The sequence below is a fragment of the Streptomyces sp. KM273126 genome (assembly GCF_004337435.2).
Taxonomy (GTDB): Bacteria; Actinomycetota; Actinomycetes; order Streptomycetales; family Streptomycetaceae; genus Streptomyces; species Streptomyces acidicola.
Genome location: NZ_SJXB02000002.1, coordinates 2,661,627 through 2,679,679, shown reverse-complemented (window position 1 = coordinate 2,679,679; position 18,053 = coordinate 2,661,627). Strand labels below are relative to the sequence as shown.

Annotated in this window: 18 protein-coding genes; 14 read left to right on the top strand and 4 right to left on the bottom strand. The window is 72.1% G+C overall.

What is annotated here, in order from left to right:
• Positions 1-2 precede the first annotated feature (2 nt).
• Genes E0500_RS42560 through E0500_RS42550 form a run of 3 tightly spaced genes read left to right on the top strand, consistent with a single transcriptional unit; the run spans position 3 to position 3,564 of the window.
• Positions 3-962 carry an ABC transporter permease gene (locus tag E0500_RS42560; RefSeq protein WP_131560510.1) on the top strand — a complete coding sequence of 320 codons (960 nt, stop codon included), beginning with the start codon at positions 3-5 and terminating at the stop codon, positions 960-962.
• Entirely contained in the window at positions 959-1,882 is a 924-nt protein-coding gene (locus E0500_RS42555) for an ABC transporter permease (protein WP_131560512.1), read from the top strand. Before E0500_RS42560 ends, E0500_RS42555 begins: the two co-directional genes overlap by 4 nt.
• Entirely contained in the window at positions 1,879-3,564 is a 1,686-nt protein-coding gene (locus tag E0500_RS42550; protein ID WP_131560514.1) for an ABC transporter ATP-binding protein, read from the top strand. The genes E0500_RS42555 and E0500_RS42550 overlap by 4 nt, the downstream gene beginning before the upstream one ends.
• Positions 3,565-3,906: 342 nt before the next feature.
• On the opposite strand, the gene E0500_RS42545 is transcribed toward E0500_RS42550, so the two are convergent.
• Entirely contained in the window at positions 3,907-4,287 is a 381-nt protein-coding gene (locus E0500_RS42545) for a hypothetical protein (protein ID WP_181587435.1), read from the bottom strand.
• On the opposite strand from E0500_RS42545, the gene E0500_RS42540 reads away from it, so the two are divergent.
• Positions 4,275-4,472: a hypothetical protein gene (locus tag E0500_RS42540; protein ID WP_399120986.1), complete on the top strand. Its 198-nt coding sequence runs from the start codon at positions 4,275-4,277 to the stop codon at positions 4,470-4,472. The genes E0500_RS42545 and E0500_RS42540 overlap by 13 nt on opposite strands.
• Positions 4,473-4,533: 61 nt before the next feature.
• On the opposite strand, the gene E0500_RS42535 is transcribed toward E0500_RS42540, so the two are convergent.
• From E0500_RS42535 to E0500_RS42525, 3 genes are all read right to left on the bottom strand, one after another.
• Positions 4,534-5,823: a sulfite oxidase gene (locus tag E0500_RS42535; RefSeq protein WP_181587433.1), complete on the bottom strand. Its 1,290-nt coding sequence runs from the start codon at positions 5,821-5,823 to the stop codon at positions 4,534-4,536.
• Between the two features lie 497 nt (positions 5,824-6,320).
• Entirely contained in the window at positions 6,321-6,701 is a 381-nt protein-coding gene (locus E0500_RS42530; RefSeq protein WP_131559384.1) for an antibiotic biosynthesis monooxygenase, read from the bottom strand.
• Positions 6,702-6,947: 246 nt separating this feature from the next.
• Positions 6,948-8,273, bottom strand: coding sequence for a HAMP domain-containing sensor histidine kinase (locus E0500_RS42525; protein ID WP_131559386.1), 1,326 nt, complete (start codon positions 8,271-8,273; stop codon positions 6,948-6,950).
• A gap of 153 nt (positions 8,274-8,426) precedes the next feature.
• On the opposite strand from E0500_RS42525, the gene E0500_RS42520 reads away from it, so the two are divergent.
• From E0500_RS42520 to E0500_RS42475, 10 genes are all read left to right on the top strand, one after another.
• Positions 8,427-9,092: a hypothetical protein gene (locus tag E0500_RS42520; RefSeq protein ID WP_131559388.1), complete on the top strand. Its 666-nt coding sequence runs from the start codon at positions 8,427-8,429 to the stop codon at positions 9,090-9,092.
• A 5-nt stretch (positions 9,093-9,097) separates the two neighbouring features.
• Entirely contained in the window at positions 9,098-9,838 is a 741-nt protein-coding gene (locus E0500_RS42515; RefSeq protein ID WP_165934862.1) for an ABC transporter ATP-binding protein, read from the top strand.
• Complete coding sequence (locus E0500_RS42510) at positions 9,825-10,520, top strand: ABC transporter ATP-binding protein (protein WP_131559390.1); 696 nt, start codon at positions 9,825-9,827, stop codon at positions 10,518-10,520. The genes E0500_RS42515 and E0500_RS42510 overlap by 14 nt, the downstream gene beginning before the upstream one ends.
• Positions 10,517-13,159 (top strand): FtsX-like permease family protein, encoded by a 2,643-nt coding sequence (locus E0500_RS42505; protein ID WP_131559392.1) that lies wholly within the window; start codon positions 10,517-10,519, stop codon positions 13,157-13,159. The genes E0500_RS42510 and E0500_RS42505 overlap by 4 nt, the downstream gene beginning before the upstream one ends.
• Before the next feature lie 38 nt (positions 13,160-13,197).
• Positions 13,198-13,935, top strand: a complete 738-nt coding sequence (locus E0500_RS42500) for a response regulator transcription factor (protein ID WP_131559394.1) — start codon at positions 13,198-13,200, stop codon at positions 13,933-13,935.
• 264 nt (positions 13,936-14,199) lie between these two features.
• Positions 14,200-15,228, top strand: a complete 1,029-nt coding sequence (locus E0500_RS42495; protein WP_131559396.1) for a hypothetical protein — start codon at positions 14,200-14,202, stop codon at positions 15,226-15,228.
• Between the two features lie 132 nt (positions 15,229-15,360).
• Positions 15,361-16,092, top strand: a complete 732-nt coding sequence (locus tag E0500_RS42490) for a cupin domain-containing protein (RefSeq protein WP_258573813.1) — start codon at positions 15,361-15,363, stop codon at positions 16,090-16,092.
• Entirely contained in the window at positions 16,092-16,622 is a 531-nt protein-coding gene (locus E0500_RS42485; RefSeq protein ID WP_131559398.1) for a hypothetical protein, read from the top strand. The genes E0500_RS42490 and E0500_RS42485 overlap by 1 nt, the downstream gene beginning before the upstream one ends.
• Positions 16,619-17,491, top strand: a complete 873-nt coding sequence (locus E0500_RS42480) for a hypothetical protein (protein ID WP_131559399.1) — start codon at positions 16,619-16,621, stop codon at positions 17,489-17,491. Before E0500_RS42485 ends, E0500_RS42480 begins: the two co-directional genes overlap by 4 nt.
• Positions 17,492-17,515: 24 nt before the next feature.
• A complete protein-coding gene (locus E0500_RS42475) occupies positions 17,516-18,037 on the top strand; it encodes a hypothetical protein (RefSeq protein ID WP_131559401.1) in 522 nt (173 codons plus the stop codon).
• Positions 18,038-18,053: the final 16 nt, after the last annotated feature.

Here is an 18,053-nt window from a genome sequence, read left to right as displayed (position 1 = left end):
GCATGCACCGCTATGTGATCAAGCGGCTGGCGCAGGCGGTCGGGGTGCTGTGGGCGGCCTACACGGTGTCGTTCCTGGTGCTGGACTTCCTGCCCGGTGACCCGGTCACCGCGATGGCGGGTGCCGGGATGGACTCGGGGGAGGTCGATCCGGCCCGGCTCGCCGCGCTGCGGCACGAGTACGGCTTCGACAAGCCGGTGCTGGTGCAGTACGCCGAGTATCTCGGCCGGGCGGTGCTCGGGGACTTCGGCGATGCGGTCTCCACGGGCCTCCCGGTGACCTCCACGCTGGCCGACGCGTTGCCGCAGACGCTCTGGTTGACGGGTGCCGCGCTGCTGCTCGCGGTGGTGCTCGGCGGCGGTCTGGCGGTGGTGGCGACGTACACCTCGCAGCGGTGGCTGAGGCAGCTGCTGCTGTCGCTGCCCCCGCTCGGGGTGTCGGTCCCGACGTTCTGGGTGGGGCTGCTGCTCGTCGAGGCGTTCTCCTTCCGGCTGCACTGGTTCCCGGCGTTCGGCAACGACGGGCTGCGGGGCCTGGTGCTGCCGGCCCTGACGCTGGCGGTGCCGACCGGCGCGCAGATCGCGCAGGTGCTGGCCAAGAGCCTGCTCACCGCCCTGGACCAGGCCTATGTGGAAACCGCGCGCGCCAAGGGCGCCGGCCGGTGGCGGGTGCATCTGCGGCATGCGCTGCGCAACGCGTCACTGCCCGCGCTGACGGTCGTCGGCCTGCTGGTCGGGCAGCTGATCGCCGGTTCGGTGGTCGTCGAGACGGTGTTCTCCCGCGACGGCCTGGGCCGGGTGACCGCGGCGGCGGTCACCGCCCAGGACATCCCGCTGGTCCAGGGAGTGGTGGTGTTCGGAGCGCTGATCTTCGTGGCGACGAACCTGGTGGTCGACCTCGTCTATCCGCTGCTGGACCCGCGGATCGTGGTGGCCTCGGACAGAAGGGCGAGCTTCGCATGAGTCAGAGCCTTGTCGACGACGGGTCCGAGGCCGCTCTCGGCCTCGCCCGACCGGTCAAGGCGGGATCCCCTGCGGAACCGGGCCGTCGTGCCGACGTACGGCGGGTGCTGCGGTTCCTGCTGCGCCGCCCCGGTCTGCTGCTGTCGGCCGCCGTCCTCGTGCTGGTGGTGCTGGCCTCGTTCTGGCCGGATCTGTTCACCTCGCAGGACCCGCTGAAGGGGGTGCCGTCCCAGAACTTCCGCGGTCCGAGCGGCAGTCACTGGTTCGGCACGGACGAACTGGGACGCGACGTGTTCTCCCGCGTGGTCCACGGCGCCCAGCTGTCCCTCAAGGCCACGCTGATCGCGGTCCTGGTCGCGTTCGTGGTCGGCGGTCTGCTCGGCGTGGTCGCCGGGTTCGTCGGCCGCTGGGTCGACGACGTGCTGATGCGCTTCGTCGACGTCCTCCTCTCCATCCCCGCGCTCTTCCTGTCGCTGGCCCTCGTCACCGCGCTCGGCTACGGCACGGTGAAGGTGGCCGTCGCGGTCGGTATCGCCGGCGTCGCCTCCTTCGCTCGGGTGGCGCGCGCCGAGGTCCTCCGGGTGCGGCAGGCGGTGTTCGTCGAGGCGTCCCGCTCCTGCGGGGCCCGCTGGTACTCGGTGCTGGGACGTCACGTCCTGCCCAACGCCGCCGGCCCGGTGATCGTCCTGGCCACGCTGGACTTCGGCGCCTCGATCCTGGCCGTGTCGGCGCTGAGCTTCCTCGGCTACGGCGCTCCCCCGCCGGCCCCGGAGTGGGGCACGTTGATCTCCGACGGCCGCAACTACCTGGCCAACGCCTGGTGGCTGACCGCGCTGCCCGGTCTGGCGATCGCCGCGACCGTGCTGGCCACCAACCGCATCGCCAGGGCGCTGGACGGCGAATGGGCCCGGCAGCGATGACCGACGAACGTGAGAATGGTGAGGACGGTAAGGGCGTGACCACACCACTGCTGGAGATTCGCGGCCTGTCCGTGTCGTACCGCACCCCGGGCGGCACGGTACCGGCCGTGCGGGGCGTGGACCTCGACGTATGGCCCGGGCAGGTGACCGCCGTGGTCGGCGAGTCCGGCTCCGGCAAGAGCACCACCGCGCACGCCGTCGCCCGACTGCTGGCGGCGAACGGCACCATCGACGCGGGCACGGTCCGCTTCGCCCGGCACGATCTCGCCACGCTGTCGGAGGGGGAGCTGCGCACCGTGCGCGGCGCGCAGATCGGGCTGGTCCCGCAGGATCCGACGGTCTCGCTCAACCCGGTCAAGCGGATCGGCGAACAGGTCGCCGAGGTGCTGCGCATCCACGGCCTGGCGACCCGCCGTTCGGCGGCGGCCGAGGCGGTCGCCGTACTGGACCGGGCCGGGCTGCCCGACGCGGCCGTCCGGGCCCGGCAGTACCCACACGAACTGTCCGGCGGCATGCGGCAACGGGCCCTGATCGCCATCGCCATCGCCGCGAAGCCCCGGCTGATCATCGCCGACGAGCCGACCAGCGCGCTCGACGTCACCGTGCAGCGTGTCATCCTCGACCATCTCCAGCACCTCACCGAGGAGTCGGGCACCGCGATCCTGCTCGTGACCCATGACCTCGGGGTGGCCGCCGACCGGGCCCAGAGCCTGGTGGTCATGTCACAGGGCAAGGTCGTCGAGGCGGGTGAGACCCATGCCGTCCTGGGCAACCCGCAGCACGAGTACACCCGGCGGCTGCTGGCCAGTGCCCCGAGCCTGACCACGGCCCGCCCCCGTACCTCCATGTCCGGCGTGACGGCCGATGCGGCGCCCCTGGTCGAAGCACGCAACCTGGTCAAGGAGTTCAGGCTGCCGCGCGCCGGGGGCGAGGCCCGGACTCTGCGCGCGGTCGACGACGTCAGCCTCACCCTGCGGCGCGGGCAGACACTCGCCCTGGTCGGCGAATCGGGCTCGGGCAAGTCCACCACCGCCCGTCTGGTGCTCCGCCTGGCCGACGCGACCTCCGGACAGGTCCTGTTCGACGGCACCGACGTCACCACCGCCAAGGGCGCCGCGGTCAGGTTGCTGCGCCGCCGCGCCCAGCTCGTCTACCAGAACCCGTACGCCTCGCTCGACCCGCGCTTCTCCATCGGCGAGGTGATCACCGAGCCGCTGCGGGCGTTCAAGGTCGGCGACCGCGTCTCCCGGCTCGCCCGCGCCCGCGAACTGCTCGACCGGGTCGCTCTGCCCGCCTCGACGCTGGAGCGCCGCCCGGCGGAGCTGTCGGGCGGACAGCGCCAGCGGGTGGCCATCGCCCGCGCCCTCGCCCTCTCCCCCGACCTGGTGGTGTGCGACGAACCCGTCTCCGCGCTCGACGTGTCCGTCCAGGCCCAAGTCCTGGACCTGCTCGCCGAATTGCAGGCAGACACCGGCGTGGCGTATCTGTTCATCTCCCACGACCTGGCAGTCGTACGCCAGATCGCGCACCAGGTCGCCGTCATGCGGGCCGGACGTGTCGTCGAGACGGGCCCGCCCGAGGACCTTTTCACCGAACCCCGCCACGAGTACACCCGCGAGCTGCTCGCGGCGATCCCCGGCGGCCGTCTCCCCTCCCCCGCCGCGAAAACCATCACGAGCTGAGGACCGGCGTCACATGAGCACACCCACCATCACATCGTTGGCCTTTCTCACCCCCGGCAACTTCGCCGACGACGACCCCTACCCGGGTCTTGAGGAGGCACTCCGGCTGTTCGAGTACGGCGAACGGCTCGGCTACGACGGCGCCTGGATCAGACAGCGCCACCTCGAACACGGCGTCGGCTCGGCGGCCGTGTTCCTCGCCGCGGCCGGACAGCACGGAGCGCATCGAGCTCGGTACCGCGGTCATACCCATCGGCTACGAGAGCCCGTTCCGCCTGGCCGAGGATCTGACACTGGCCGACGTCCTCACCTCCGGCAAGGTGAAGAAGTCGTTGGACACGGTCAGCGGGGCGGTGTCGGCCTGGGCGCGGGCGGCGGTGACGGCGAGGGAGGCCTCGACGGCGAGTTCCTCGTCGTCGGGAGCGCTGCGGGCGGCGTCGATGGCGGCACCGGGCCGGTCGAGGAGGGGGCGGCGCGGACGAGCAGGGCCAGCTCGCCGAACTGCTGGATCCCCAGCGGTTCCTCGCTGGCCCGGTCGGCGCCCGACTCGCCCCAGGGCCGGGCCATCGTACGGATCAGCTCGCCGACCTCCTCCAATACCGCGCGGGCGATGCCGGTGTCGACGGCCGGGTGGATGAACTGGCCGAAGGCGCCGAAGACCCCTGGCCGCTCGAAGGTGAGGTGGTTACTACTTCGTGTACGACACGAAGGTGCCCAAGGCACCGGCGATCAACAAGGGCGCCGGTGTTGAGGTCAGTGCTCCAGGTCGCCGACGGCCGCTCACCGGGGACGCGACCGATGTGCTGTTGATCCTCCATCGCCGCCACTCCGGCTCCGTCCCGCGGGCCGTCCGCGATCTGCACGAGCTGTTCGTACGCAATACCCGCGCATACGACGCCTCGTCGTGAAGTGGCCCGCGGTTCCTACCGCAGGTGTCCGTCCCCGGCACGGACCCTGCCGCGAACGACGTCAGATCACGGTCACCGGATGCCGCACCACCGCGTCGAACAGATAGCCCTGCGTGTTGGGCACGGCAACATCCGGCTGGCTGCGACCAGCCGAGTCGGTGGCACGGGCCAGGAGGTGGGTGGCGCCACGTGTCTCGGGCTTCCAGGTGACGGACCAGCGGGTCCAGGTGCCGGCACGGGACTGGTCGTGCAGTCGGACCGGCCGCCAGCTCGTCCCGTCGTCGGTGCTGACCTCGACCTGCGCGATGGCTCCCGCGCCCGACCAGGACCGGCCGTGCAGCACCTGGCCCTCCCCCACCGGGAACGTGGCGCCGCTCGCCAGCTCGAAGGCGCTCTTGATCGTCTGCCGGGTCAGCGGCGCGCTGCCCTCTTCCGGGTACGCGGAGCCGAACAGCCGGTAGAACATGGTGTTCCACGGCGAGTACAGCGGCTGCGCGGACACCTCGACGTCACCGACCCACTTGATCGACGCGACCCCCACCCACGACGGCACCAGCACCCGCACCGGATACCCGTGGTCGTACGGCAGCGGCTCACCGTTCATCTCGTACGCGAGCAGCACGTCGTCCAGCGCCTTGGCCAACGGCAGCGGCCGGCGCACCCGGCCGAGGTTCTCGCCATCACTGACGTACTCGGCGTCCAGGCCACGCGGCTGCACGTCCACCGCGTGCGGGGACAGCCCGGCCCTGCGCAGCACGTCGGCCAGGCGCACCCCGCGCCAGCGGGCCACGCCGACCGCGCCGAGCGTCCAGGCGGTGCCGGTGACCGTCTCGCCCTGCTGCGTCGAGTAGTAGCTGCGCCCGTTTCCGGCGCACTCGACGGACACGGTACGGGTGACGGCGGGCAGGGCTCGCAGGTCGTCGTACCCGAACTCGACCGGTGTGTCCTCGCCGGGCGCGCCGCGCAGTCCGTCACCCCGGAGCCTCAGCCGCCAGTCGTCGGCGTCCAGGACGGGGGTGGCGGTGTGGTTGCGGACGAAGAACAGCTCGTTGGGAGTGCGGTGGCCGGTGCCGCGCAGCGCCTCCCAGCGGGTCTCGGCGTTGGTGCCGCGCTGAATGAACCACTCGGGAGGCAACGGCTTGACGATCGGTGAGTCGGCGGCGCCAGCCGGACGCGGCGTGGGAAGCGCGGTCGCGGCGGCCGTGGCGGCGAGCAGGGTGAGCAGACGGCGGCGGCTGACCCCGTCCGCCCTGGCCTCCCCGGCGAGCCACTGGCGCAGCCTGCGACGGTCGTAGGCGGTTTCGTCGAGACGGGGTGCGGGACGGAGTGACGGCACAGCGGATGCGGGCATGGCGGGTCCTCGTCATCGGTGTGAGGCCGGACATGGTGAGAGGAGACAGCGCGAGCCGATGCGCGAGGCATCCACGGCCGGGCTGCCGGATCCAACAGGATCAGCGGGTACGGCTGTTGGAAGTGGGACCGAGGAAGCGCGGGATCAGCCGGGGAACCGACACAGTGCGGCAGCCACGCGGACGAGGTCCACGGTGCGGCGGCGCGTCAGAGGCTCCAGTGGCGGCATGGCGCGATGCAAGCACGCGGTGTGTGAAGGTGTCAACGGAGCGGCCTCATGGGGTGGTTGGTGCCACTCAGCGCCGGTCGACATGCCGGGCAAGCCGGGCGAGGGACTCGTGAGCGCTCTGCCCAGCGGTGTCGATCACCAGGTGTTCGCGCTCCCACAGCTCGTACGCCCGGGCGAGTGCCTGTGGCCAGTCGGGCAGGGGCAGTCCGGGGATGTCGGCCGACCGCGACGTCCCTGGGCGGGACGGTCGCTGAGGTGACTTCGGTTGGTCAGCTTGCTGTCGGGCTCTGCGGGACCTTCGCTCGCGTGAACCCGTGGCTCCGCTCCACCTTCGCCACATGCAGCGTGTAGCTCTGGTACCACTCGGCTTGCCCGCGCTTTTGTGCCGCGCGGTGCTCGGCGTTGCACCGCCACTCCGTGAGGGCGTCGGCGTCGCGGAAGTACCCGACGGTGATGCCCAGCCCGCCAGGAGTCTGCGCGTGGTCCATCCCCAGGAACCCAGGGACGTCCTTCACCAGGTCTTCCATGCGTGCGTTGGTCTCGCTGTAGCCGCTCTGGTCCTGGGTTCGCACTGTAGTGAAGACAGCCACGTAGTAGGGGGGTTCATAGGCCTCGACGAGCGTGACAGGCGCTTCGGAGTGATCACTCATGACGTCACTGTAAGACAGGGTGCCCCCAACGATCCGGCGTCTTTCCTGAACGGGATCCATAAGGGATCCGGCTCTGCTTGTCGTCAGCGGCTTCGACCAGCTCGTTGACGAGCTGGTCGCGAGCACGTAGCGGACGCGGAAGCCCCGCCGCGGCTTCGGTGCCCAGCGCAGCGAGTGTCCGTCAGTCTCTGCAACCCGACCCGGCAGCGGACGGCCTCGAACCGGGGCGCGCAGGACGGTGCGCCCTCAGCGCCCGCCCTGCCCGATGTCGTCTCGAGCGGTACTCCTCTCCCGGCGCACGGGCAGCAGCAGGGTGAACGTGGTGGGCGCGGCACGCGCCAGCGACAGGCGCCCGCCGAGGGTGACGGCGAGGTCGCGGGCGAGGGCGAGGCCGATGCCCGTGCCGGGTCCGCCACCGGAGTGGCCGCGCTCGAACAGCCGCACGCCGTCGCCTTCCACGGTGCCCTCGTCGGCGATGTCGAAGGCGAGGGCGTCATCCAGGTCCCGGACGGTGACGCGCACGGTGCCGCGCCCGTGGACGCGCGCGTTGTCCAGCAGCACACCCAGGATCTCGGCGATGGGCCCGCCCGGGACGCGTACGTCGTCCGGTGCGTCCTGGATCGCGAGCTCCAGACGTCTGCCGTCGCGGGCGAGGAGCCCGTGCCACCGTTCCTCGGTCCGTGCCAGCAGCTCCCCCACCGGCCGGTCCGGCGCCGTGGGCCTGGGTTGCCCGGCGGAGCGCGACAGCCGCAGCACCTCCTCCACGGTCTCGTGCAGTCGGCGGGTGTCGGCCAGGGCCTCCTGAAGCGCCGGCCGGGCGTCGTCCTGGGCGAGTCCGGTCTCCAGGGTGAGCTGGAGGCCGGTCAGCGGGGTGCGCAGCTGGTGGGATGCGTTGGCTGTGAAGTCCCGCTCGTGACGCAGGAGTTCGGACAGGCTGTGCAGCATGTCGTTGTGGGTGCGTGCGACCTGGTCGATCTCGGCGACGGCGCTGGGTGCGGCCCGCGCGGTCAGATCGCCCTCGGTCACCGCCCGGCAGTGGCGCGAGAGATCCTCCAGCGGTGCGGCGAGCGCCCGAGCCTGCCGCCGGGCGACGAGGACGGCGACGGTGAGCGCGACCACGGCCGTGCCCGCCAGGGCCGCCCAGCCGGCGAACACACGGCCTTGCACGTTGGCGACGGGGGAAGAGGCGCGCACCACGCCGATCACCCGCTCGGCGTGCGGGACGGGCACGGCGGCGACCAGGTCACCGCCCGACGAGGACCGGGTCACCCGGCCGGCCAGGGCACGGCGGACGGCGTCGTCGCCGTTCCGGGGCCCGTTTCCGACGCGCAGCCGCAGCCGCGGGTCGTACAGGCCCAGGTGCTGCCCGGACGCGGCCGCGGGCAGTTCCGCCGGGTCGCCGGTCGTATAGTCCGGGTTCACCCGGACGGCGGCGGCCAGGGCCGCCCGCTCCAGCGAGTCCCGCTGGCCGGCGTACAGGGAGTACCTGACGGCGAGGGCCAGGGGCACGGCCAGGAGGACCAGGGCGACCAGGACGGCGGTCAGGGCCACCCGCACCACACGCTGTCTCATGACCTCATCATGCGGGCCGCCCACCAGGCTGTACGGCCCCCGGCTCCGACTTTTGCCGTCGTCTAACCATCGGCACGCCGACCGTTAATCGGCTCCCTCCTAGCGTCTGCAACGTGACCGTCCGGTCCAGGGCACTCTCTGGAGGCAATGACCATGACATCTCTACGGAAGTCCGCCGCCGTCGTGGCCGGGCTGGTGCTCGCCTCGGCGGTGACCACCGGGTGCTCCGGCGCCGCATCGGGTTCCGGCTCGGGGTCCGGCTCGGGATCCGGATCGAGCGCGGCGTCCTCCACGCCGAAGACGTCGTCGGCCGGGTCCACGCCGAGCACGGCGGCTACGGAGACCAATCCGCCCGGCGACATCCCCGACAACCAGGCGTACGTCGCCTTCCAGCCGTCCAGTGGCTTCGCCGGCTTCACGGTGAAGGTGCCCGAGGGCTGGGCCCGTACGACGAAGGGCTCGACGACGGTCTTCACGGACAAGCTCAACCGCGTCCAGATCTCCCCCGTCGCCGCCCCGGCAGCGCCCACCGTCGGTTCGGTGACCAACACCGTCGTGCCTCAACTGCGCACCCAGGTACCGAAGTTCGCGAACCCCCAGGTGACCGTCGTCAGGCGGAAGGCGGGTACTGCCGTGCTGCTGACCTACCGGGGCGACTCCGCCCCGGACCCGGTCACCGGCAAGGTCGTGCGGGACTCGTTCGAGCGGTATGCCTTCTACCGCCAGGGCCACGAGGTGCACCTCACCCTGTCCGGTCCGGTGAACGCCGACAACGTGGACCCGTGGCGCATCGTCAGCGACTCCTTCGGCTGGCGGTGAGCGGCATGCCTGCACGGTCGCACGAGAATGCCCTGACTGCCCGGGAGCTGTACCGCTTCTTCCGGGCCGGCGAGGAGGAGACGCTCGCACTGCGCGGGGTGTCGCTGCGGGTGGCGCGTGGGGAGACGGTCGCCGTGGTCGGCCCGTCCGGGGCCGGCAAGTCCACGCTGCTGTCCTGTCTGGCCGGGCTCGACGAACCGTCGGGCGGCGAGGTGCACGTGGACGGCGTCCGCATCAGCCACCGGACCGAGACCCAGCGCGCCCGGCTGCGGGCCCGGCACATCGGCGTCCTGCTGCAGGCCCGCAACCTGCTGCCGCATCTGAGCGTGCGGGACAACGTGCGGCTCGCGCAGGGGGCGGTACGCGGCCGGCCCGTCGCGGCCGCGGAGGCACTGCTGGACCAGGTGGGGCTGGGGGAACGCCGGCACGCGCTGCCCCGGCAACTGTCCGGCGGGGAGACGGCCCGCGCCGGGCTGGCCGTCGCGCTGGCCAACTCGCCCGCCGTGCTGCTCGCGGACGAGCCGACCGGCGAACTCGACGGCGGCACCGAGCAGCTGGTCCTGCGGTTGCTGCGGGACCGCGCGGAGAACGGTTGCGCGGTCCTGGTCGTCACACACAGTGCGGAAGCGGTGCGGATCGCCGACCGCGTGATCCGGCTCGACGACGGCCGGGCCACGGAACCCGCCGGGACGGGTGCCCGGATTGCCGGCCCGGAGGTTCGGGAGGTGCGCCATGTCTCCGGCTGATGTGTTGATCGACTGTCGGGACGCCGCCCTCACTTTCGGCCGCGGCCCGAACGCGGTGGTGGCCGTGCACGGGGCCGCGCTGCGCGTCCACGCCGGGGACCGGCTCGCGATCGTCGGGCCCTCGGGGTCGGGCAAGTCGTCGCTGTTGCATCTGCTGGCCGGCCTCGAACAGCCGACCAGCGGCAGCGTGACCTGGCCCGGCCTGTCCGGGCTGCGGGACATCGGGCTGGTCTTCCAGGGCGACAGCCTCATCCCGGCGCTCGACATCATCGAGAACACCGCACTGTCGCTGGTGCTCAACGGGATGTCGGACGACCGGGCACGCGAGGCCGCCCTGAGCGCGCTCGCCCTGGTCGGCACGGCCGACCTGGCCGACCGGCTGCCGGAGGAGATCTCCGGCGGCCAGGCCCAGCGCGTAGCCGCAGCCCGGGTGCTGGCGCAGGCACCGCGGGTCATCCTCGCCGACGAGCCCACGGGCCGCCTCGACCACACCACCGGTGGCCGGGTCCTGGATGCGCTGCTGACCGCGGCCGACGAGACGGGCGCAGCTCTCGTCGTCACCACCCACGACCCGGCGGTCGCCGCCCGCCTCACCGCGCGGTGCACCATGCGCGACGGGCGGCTGACGTCCGCCGACAGCACGGAGGCGGACGCCGCCCACAGCCTTGGAGAGCCGTCATGATCAGCTCGTGGGCGAGCGGACTCGCCCGCCACCGCACCGGCCGGCTCCTCGCAGCCATGGCCGGGGTCGCGCTCGCCGTCGCCCTCGTCGCCGCGCTCGGCTCGTTCCTGACCGCGTCCAAGGCGACCATGACACAGCGGGCGGTGCGCTCGGTCGCCGTGGACTGGCAGGCCGAGGTGCAGCCCGGCGCCGACCCGAACGCGGCACTGTCGCTGGTGCGCACCTCGCCCGGCGTACGGTCCGCCGTCCCGGTCGGCTTCGCGCACACCAGCGCCTTCACCGCCACCGTCCAGGGCAGCACCCAGACCACTGGCCCCGGCATGCTCCTCGGCCTCCCCGACGGATACCGGACCCTCTTCCCCGGCGAGATCCGCTCGCTGACCGGCCGCCCCACCGGCGTGCTCCTGGCCCAGCAGACGGCCTCGAACCTGCACGCGGCCCCCGGCTCCACGGTCGGCATCCGGCTGCCCGGGGCGGGCGTGCGCCAGGTCCGCGTGGACGGGGTCGTCGACCTCCCTCAGGCCGACTCACTGTTCCAGAAGGTCGGCGCGCCCACCCAGTCCCAGCCCACCGCCCCGCCCGACAACGTGATCCTGGTGCCCGCCGCACAGTTCGCCTCCCTGACCCACCGCGCGACGGGCGTCACCACGCAGATCCACGTCGCCCGCGACGCGGCACTGCCCCATGACCCGGCCGCCGCGTTCACCTCGGTGACCCGCGCCGCCCACAACCTGGAGGCCAAGGGCACCGGTTCGTTGCTCGTCGGCGACAATCTGGGCTCCGCGCTCGACTCGGCCCGCCAGGACGCCCTGTACGCGCAGATCCTCTTCCTCTTCCTCGGCGTGCCCGGCGCGGTCCTCGCCGCCTCGCTGACCGCCGCGGTCGCGGGCGCCGGCGGTGAACGGCGCCGCCAGGAACAGGCGCTGCTGCGGCTGCGCGGCCTCGCGCCCCGCCGGATCATGTCCCTGGCGGGCCTGGAGGCGGTACTCGTCGGCGTCGGCGGCGGGCTCGCCGGTCTCGGCATCGCGGCGCTGACCGGCCGGCTCGCCTTCGGAACGGCATCCTTCGGTGCCGGCGCCGCCACCTGGACCCTCTGGTACGCCGTCGCGTTCGTCCTCGGCGCGGCGGTCGCCGCGGGCGCCGTGCTCGTACCCGCCCTGCGCGATCTACGGATGGTGACGGTCGCCGACAGCCGCAGGACCGCGCGCCGCACCGGATCTCCCTGGTGGATGCGCGTTGGCCTGGACTTCATGCTGTTGATCGGCTCCTGGCTCGTCTTCCGCGCCTCGTCCGGCAACCAGTACGCGCTCGTCCTCGCCCCCGAGGGCGTACCCAGCATCTCCGTGTCGTACTGGGCCTTCCTGGGACCCGCGCTGCTGTGGATCGGTGCTGCCCTGCTGCTGTGGCGCCTCACCCTCCTGGCGCTCACCCGCGGACGCCCCCTCCTGGCCCGGCTCGCACGTCCGCTGACGTCGACGCTGGCGGGGACGACGGCGGCCGTTCTCGCCCGGCGCCGCCGCACCCTGGCCCGCTCCATGGTCCTGCTGGCTCTCGCGGTGTCGTTCGCCGTGTCCACGTCCGTCTTCAACTCCACGTACAAGCAGCAGGCCGAGGTGGACGCACGCCTCACCAACGGCGCCGACGTCGCGGTCACCGAGCCGCCCGGCGCGCAGACCGCGCCGAGTGCGGCCGCCGCGCTGAAGGTCTTCGGCGTCCGCCGCGTCGAGCCGCTCCAGCACCGGTTCGCCTACGTCGGCTCCGACCTCCAGGACCTCTACGGCGTACGCCCGCACACGATCGCGTCCGCGACCTCCCTGCAGGACGCGTACTTCTCCGGCGGCAGCGCGCAGCAGCTCATGCGGCGGCTTGCCCACCGCCCCGACAACCTCCTGGTCAGCGCCGAGACCGTCAACGACTTCCAGCTCTCCCCCGGCGACACCGTCAACCTCCGCATCCAGGACGCCAAGACCAAGATCCTGCGCACGGTGCCCTTCCACTACGCCGGAATCGTCAAGGAGTTCCCGACCGCGCCCAAGGACAGCTTCTTCGTCGCCAACGCCTCCTACGTGGCGAAGGCAACCGGCAGCAACGCGGTGGGCGCGTTCCTGGTCGACACCGGCGGCAGCAACCAGAAGGCCGTGGCCGCGCAGCTGCGCGGGCGGCTGGGTACGAGCGCCACCGTCACCGACCTCACCCAGACGCGCGGCACCGTCGGAACCAGTCTGACCTCGGTCGACCTGACCGGCCTGACCCGGATCGAGCTGGCCTTCGCGGTCCTGCTCGCCGCCGGAGCCGGCGGCCTGGTCCTCGCCCTCGGACTCGCCGAGCGCCGTCGCACCTTCGCCATCACGAGCGTGCTGGGTGCCACCCGCCACCATCTGCGCGGCATGGTCCTCACCGAGGCGATCGTGCTCGCAGCCGGCGGCCTGGCAGGCGGCGCACTCATCGGGTGGGCGCTGTCCGAGATGCTGGTCAAGGTCCTCACCGGCGTCTTCGACCCGCCACCGGCCGCACTCGCCGTCCCCGGCGGCTACCTGATGCTCACCACGGCCGCAGCCGTGGCCGCCGTACTGGCCGCCGCCCTCACGGGCGTACGCCGGGCCAGGCGCCCCGCCGTCGAGGAACTCCGCGATCTGTGAGCACACCGGACAGCCCCGCAGCCCGTACGCTGCCCAGCATGCGCACACCCGCAGCACCGGACCGGGGCCGCTTCGGCGTCCTCATCGTGGAGGACGACAACACCATCGGCCACCACCTCGAAACCGGGCTGCGCAGCAACGGCTACGCGCCCACCTGGAGCCGCGCCGGCGCGGGAGCACTCGCCAAGGCATCCCAGGGGACTTACGACGCGCTGCTCCTGGACCTCGGTCTGCCCGACATGGACGGCCTCGACGTCGCCCGCGCCCTGCGCGCCCGGTTCCCCGACCTGCTGATCATCATCCTCACCGCCCGCACCGACGACATCGACGTCATCGCCGGCCTGGACGCCGGAGCCGACGACTACCTCGTCAAACCCTTCAGCCTGACCGTCCTCCTCGCCCGGCTCCGCGCCCACCTGCGCCGCCGGACCACCGCCTCCCCACCACCGGAACCCGTCACCCTCGGTGACCTCGTACTCGACGAGACGGCCCGCCGGTGCACCCTCCACGGCGTCGACATCCCCCTGCGCCCCAAGGAGTTCGAGCTTCTTGCACTGCTCGGCCGACACGCCGGCGAGGCCGTCTCCCGCGAGACACTCATGGCGCAGGTCTGGGACGAGAACTGGTTCGGCTCCACCAAGACCCTCGACGTCACCATGGCAGGATTGCGCCGCCGCCTCACCGCCGCGGCACAGGCATCACCCCACCCCGCGCACATGCCGCAGATCACCACCCTGCGCGGCCATGGCTACCGGCTGGAGGAGCAGTCCGAGTAGCCCGCACTGAGCAGCGCAGCCCTTCCTCCCCTCACCGCTGATTCGGGCCCGCACCGCAGTTTCATCTGAAATCCGAAAGCGGGGGCGGGGCACTGATCGGGGTACCGTCCCGGGGAGACGAGTGTCGACGGCTGCCGGTACCGGGGCTGCACTGACACCCGCTGTTCACCGTGATGTCGGGCACAGGCGGTATCGTCCAGCGGGGAGGTTCCCCGTCGTGGCGGTTCGATGCGGCCGCGACCGACAGCGCGATGGGGAGCGTTGATGATCTGCCCGCACTGCAACGCGAATCTGCTGTACAAGGAGCGGTCCGGCCGTACCTGCTCCAAGTGCACGAAGAAGTTCGCTTTCGACCCCAGGACCAATGAACTGGAACTGCACGATCTGCGGATCCGGAAGCTGGCCGGGAAGCTCACCGACAGCGGGCGACTGAGCGTCACCGTCGGCCAGTTGGAGGTCGCCGCCTCGCGCAGGAAAGCGCGTTCCGGCAGCGGCCTGGCGGAGGCGATCGGCTGTGCGGTGGTCGGCGTGCCCGTCGGCATCGGCCTGCTCATCGGCGGGGTGTACGCGGGAGGCGCGGGAACAGTCCTCTCCTTCTTCGGTGCGTTTGTTCTCTTCGGCGTTGTCGTGACGGTGGTCTCGGCCGTCAGACGCAGCCGTCACCGCAAGCACGGAATCGGGATCAGGGCCTCCCGTGGCTACCTGCTGCGCGAGTGGCTGGCCGTGTACGGTTCGCTCCCGGCCGGCGTCGTCGACGAGAAACGTGTCCGCGACATCCACCAGCCGGAGCATCCGAACGCCGTCCTGCTCTGCCCGGACCCGTCCGTCATCGCCTTCCTGGCCCTGAACGGAATCCCGGAGCGGTACGACGTCAGCCTCGTCGCCAGGCCGTACGGGGTGCCGGACGGGGTGCCCGTCGTCGTGCTCCACGACGCGAGCCCCGAGGGCTGTCTGCTCGCCCGGCGCACCCGTGAGGCGCTGCCCGGCCGGAGAGTCCTCGACGCCGGACTGCCGCCGAGCGCCGTGATGAATGCGCCGGGTGCGCTGTCACTGCGCGGCGTGCGGCCGTCCAAGGACCAGATGGGGCGGCTGCGCGCGGAGTCCACTCTGACCGGCCCCGAACTGGAGTGGCTGGCCAAGGGCTGGATCAGCCCGCTCGTGGCGGTGCCGCCCGCCAAGCTGCTCGCCACCGTCAGCGGTGTACTGGAGCGGGTGCTCGTCACCGATCCCGACCGACGTGAGGCGGAGGCCGTCGGCTTCCTCACCTGGCCCGGCGAGAGCCGGTCCGGCTGAGCCACGCCGACGGGGGACACCCACCGTTCACCGTGGCGTCGGGCGCCGGTTGAACCTTCCGCTCTGCGATTTCCCGTCACGGCTATACGATCTACGATCTGATGGTGGTCGACAGCGCGATGGGGGGCGTTGATGTCCGACGTGGACGGCGGTTCCGGCAGACCCGGACTGCGGGGTATGGAGCGCCTGTCGCGTGAACTGCCGCACGGAGTGGAGCTGTTCCACCTGCGCCCCGACGGCGGTGTGCTGTTCGCGGACCGCGAGGGCGCGCGCGTACTCGGCCCGCGCGAGGACTTCCTCCGATTCATCGACGACGGGAAGTTCGCGCACTACTTCATCGGAGACGCTCAGACGTCGCCCGACCGCCCCTCCAACGCCACCGTCAAACTGGGAGTCGTCGGCCCTCGGAGCGCGTTCACCCCGCATGCCCATGGCGGCGAGCACTTCGTCCTCAGCCTCGGTCACGCCTCCTGCGGTGTGTACGACGCCCCGCGCGGCAGGGTCACCGAAATCCGTCTCTTCCCAGGGGCGTTGATCCGTATCCCCGAGATGATGCCGCACTCCTTCGCCAACCGAGGTCGCAAGCCCCTGCACATCCTCGCCGCCAACACCGGTTTCGGTGTCGACCACGAGGACTACGCCATCACCGCCGAGGAAGCCGAGCGCCGCGGCGCGGAAGAAGCCGTACCGGTCGGCCGCCACGGTCTCGGCGGTCGCAGCGTCGGCACCGACTTCGGACTGCTCGCCGCCGCGCTGCGCGACATCGAACGCGTTCAGCGGGTGCGGGGTATCGGCTCCACCACGGTTCGGGAACGCTTCGCCGCCGGCCTGCGCCGTGCCGCGTCCGCGCTGGAGCGCCCCTGATGAACCCATGGCAGTGGGCGGCCGTCGTTCTCGCCGGCCTGGGCCTCTTCTTCGTGGTTGTCTTCCTTGTTGTCGTGCCGATCCCGGCCTTGGTGGAGTCGGTGCGCCACATGGTGAGGAGGCGAAGGGGGCCCAGGGTCCTCCCGTCGGCTGACGCCGAAGGCTGTCCGCTGGCCGGACGCACCCGGGAGGCGCTGCCGGGCCGTCTGGTCGTCGACGCCGGCCTGTCGCCGCGCACCGTCATGAAGGCGACGGGCCTGAAGGGCGTGAAGGCGGTGCCGCGCGCCGAGCCCCCGCCGGCGGACGCCCTGCGTCGGCTGCGTGACGGCGGCACGCTGACCGAGCCCGAGCTGGACTGGCTGGCCCGGGGCGATCGCTTCCCCCTCGCCGCCATGCCGCCCGCCAAACTCCCCGCCGCCGTCACCAGGGTCATCGAGCGCATCACGGCGGAGGTCGAGCGGGAGCGGAAACGCAGGGACGAGGCCGTCGGATTCCTCACCTGGCCCGAGACGACCGGAGCCGCCCCATGACCGCGGACCGCACGCCGCGACCGGGCCTCTCCGGCGACTCCGTCCGGGCCCGCCTGCTCGACCGGGCGCTGACCACCGCGATCGCCCGCGCCGGGACGCCCGGCAGGATCCGGTTCACCGAGCGGCAGCTCTACTACGAGATGTGCCGTGTCCTGCGCCCGGTGCACACCGTCCCGCGCAGGGTTCCGCTGACACCGGCGCCGCCCATCCGGTACGAGCGGTTCGAGGAGACCCTGCGCCGGCGCGACGGGGAGACACCCGGGCTGCTGGCCCCGCTCCCGGCCGCCCCGTCCAGGCTCCACCAGCCCGCGGAGCCCGATCTCTACGACTACGGGCTGCCCAGGCTGCTGGTCTGCCAGAGCCGGTCCGTGGCCCGGATGCTCCTCGCGAACGATCTGCATCTGGAGGCCGCCTGCCCGGTGTTCGCCGCCGACGACGCTCCGCTCGACCCCCGGCTGGTGGCAGGGCTCGGCCGGGTCGAGGGCGCCACCGTCCACGTACTGCACGACGCGAGCACGACCGGCATCGCCCTCACCGCTCGGGTGCGCGCGGAGGTTCCCGGGATACGGGTCGCCTCGATGGGGCTCGTACCGCGCCATGCAACGGCGCTGCATCTGATCTCCCAGCGTGGCGCCGCGCCCACGCCCGCGACTGCACCCGCCCTGGCCGGTGCGCCTTCCGGCCTGGAACCGCGCGAGTTGGAGTGGCTGGCGGACGGGCGGACGGCCGAGGTGGAATCCGTACCCCCGGCACGGCTGCTCCGTACGGTACTGCGCATGGTGCGCGGACCGAGAGCGAGCGGCTATTCCGTATGGACCGGGCTGCGTGAGCTGCGCACGGCGGGGTTCATGACATGGCCGTCGGACTGACGAGGGACACGAGGACTTGAGACGATGATCCGGCCACGCGAAATCCCGTACAGAGATGAACTGCTCGCCGACGGCAGCGTCCACCGCAGATATGAGGACGGGCGCGAGGAGTGGCGGCGGCGCGAGGGCGCCCACACGGTGCGCTGGCATGACAACCAGGACGGCTCCGGCACCGATGAACTGCTCGGGCAGCGGATCATCAAGCGGCAGTACGCGGACGGCCGGGTGGTCTACGGACGGGACCTCGGTTACGGCCGCACGGTCTGGGGCCGGGGCGAGAGCGTGATGGTCAACCGGACCTCGTTCGGCGGACGAATGGGCACGGTGCTCGGCGGACTGGGCCTGGTCGCCCTGACCGTCACCGCCGCCCAGCTGCCGCCGGAGGCCCTGAGCCCGGAAGAGGAGGAGGAACTGCGGCAACAGCAGGCCGCACAGAACTCCTCCGGCGGTGACGGGGGCGGCGGGGACATCGGCGACTCCTCGGACGTGGATGACGCGTGGGGCTCCGGCGATGACGGCGGCTGGAGCGACGACGACTTCGGGTGAGCCGTACGGCCTACGT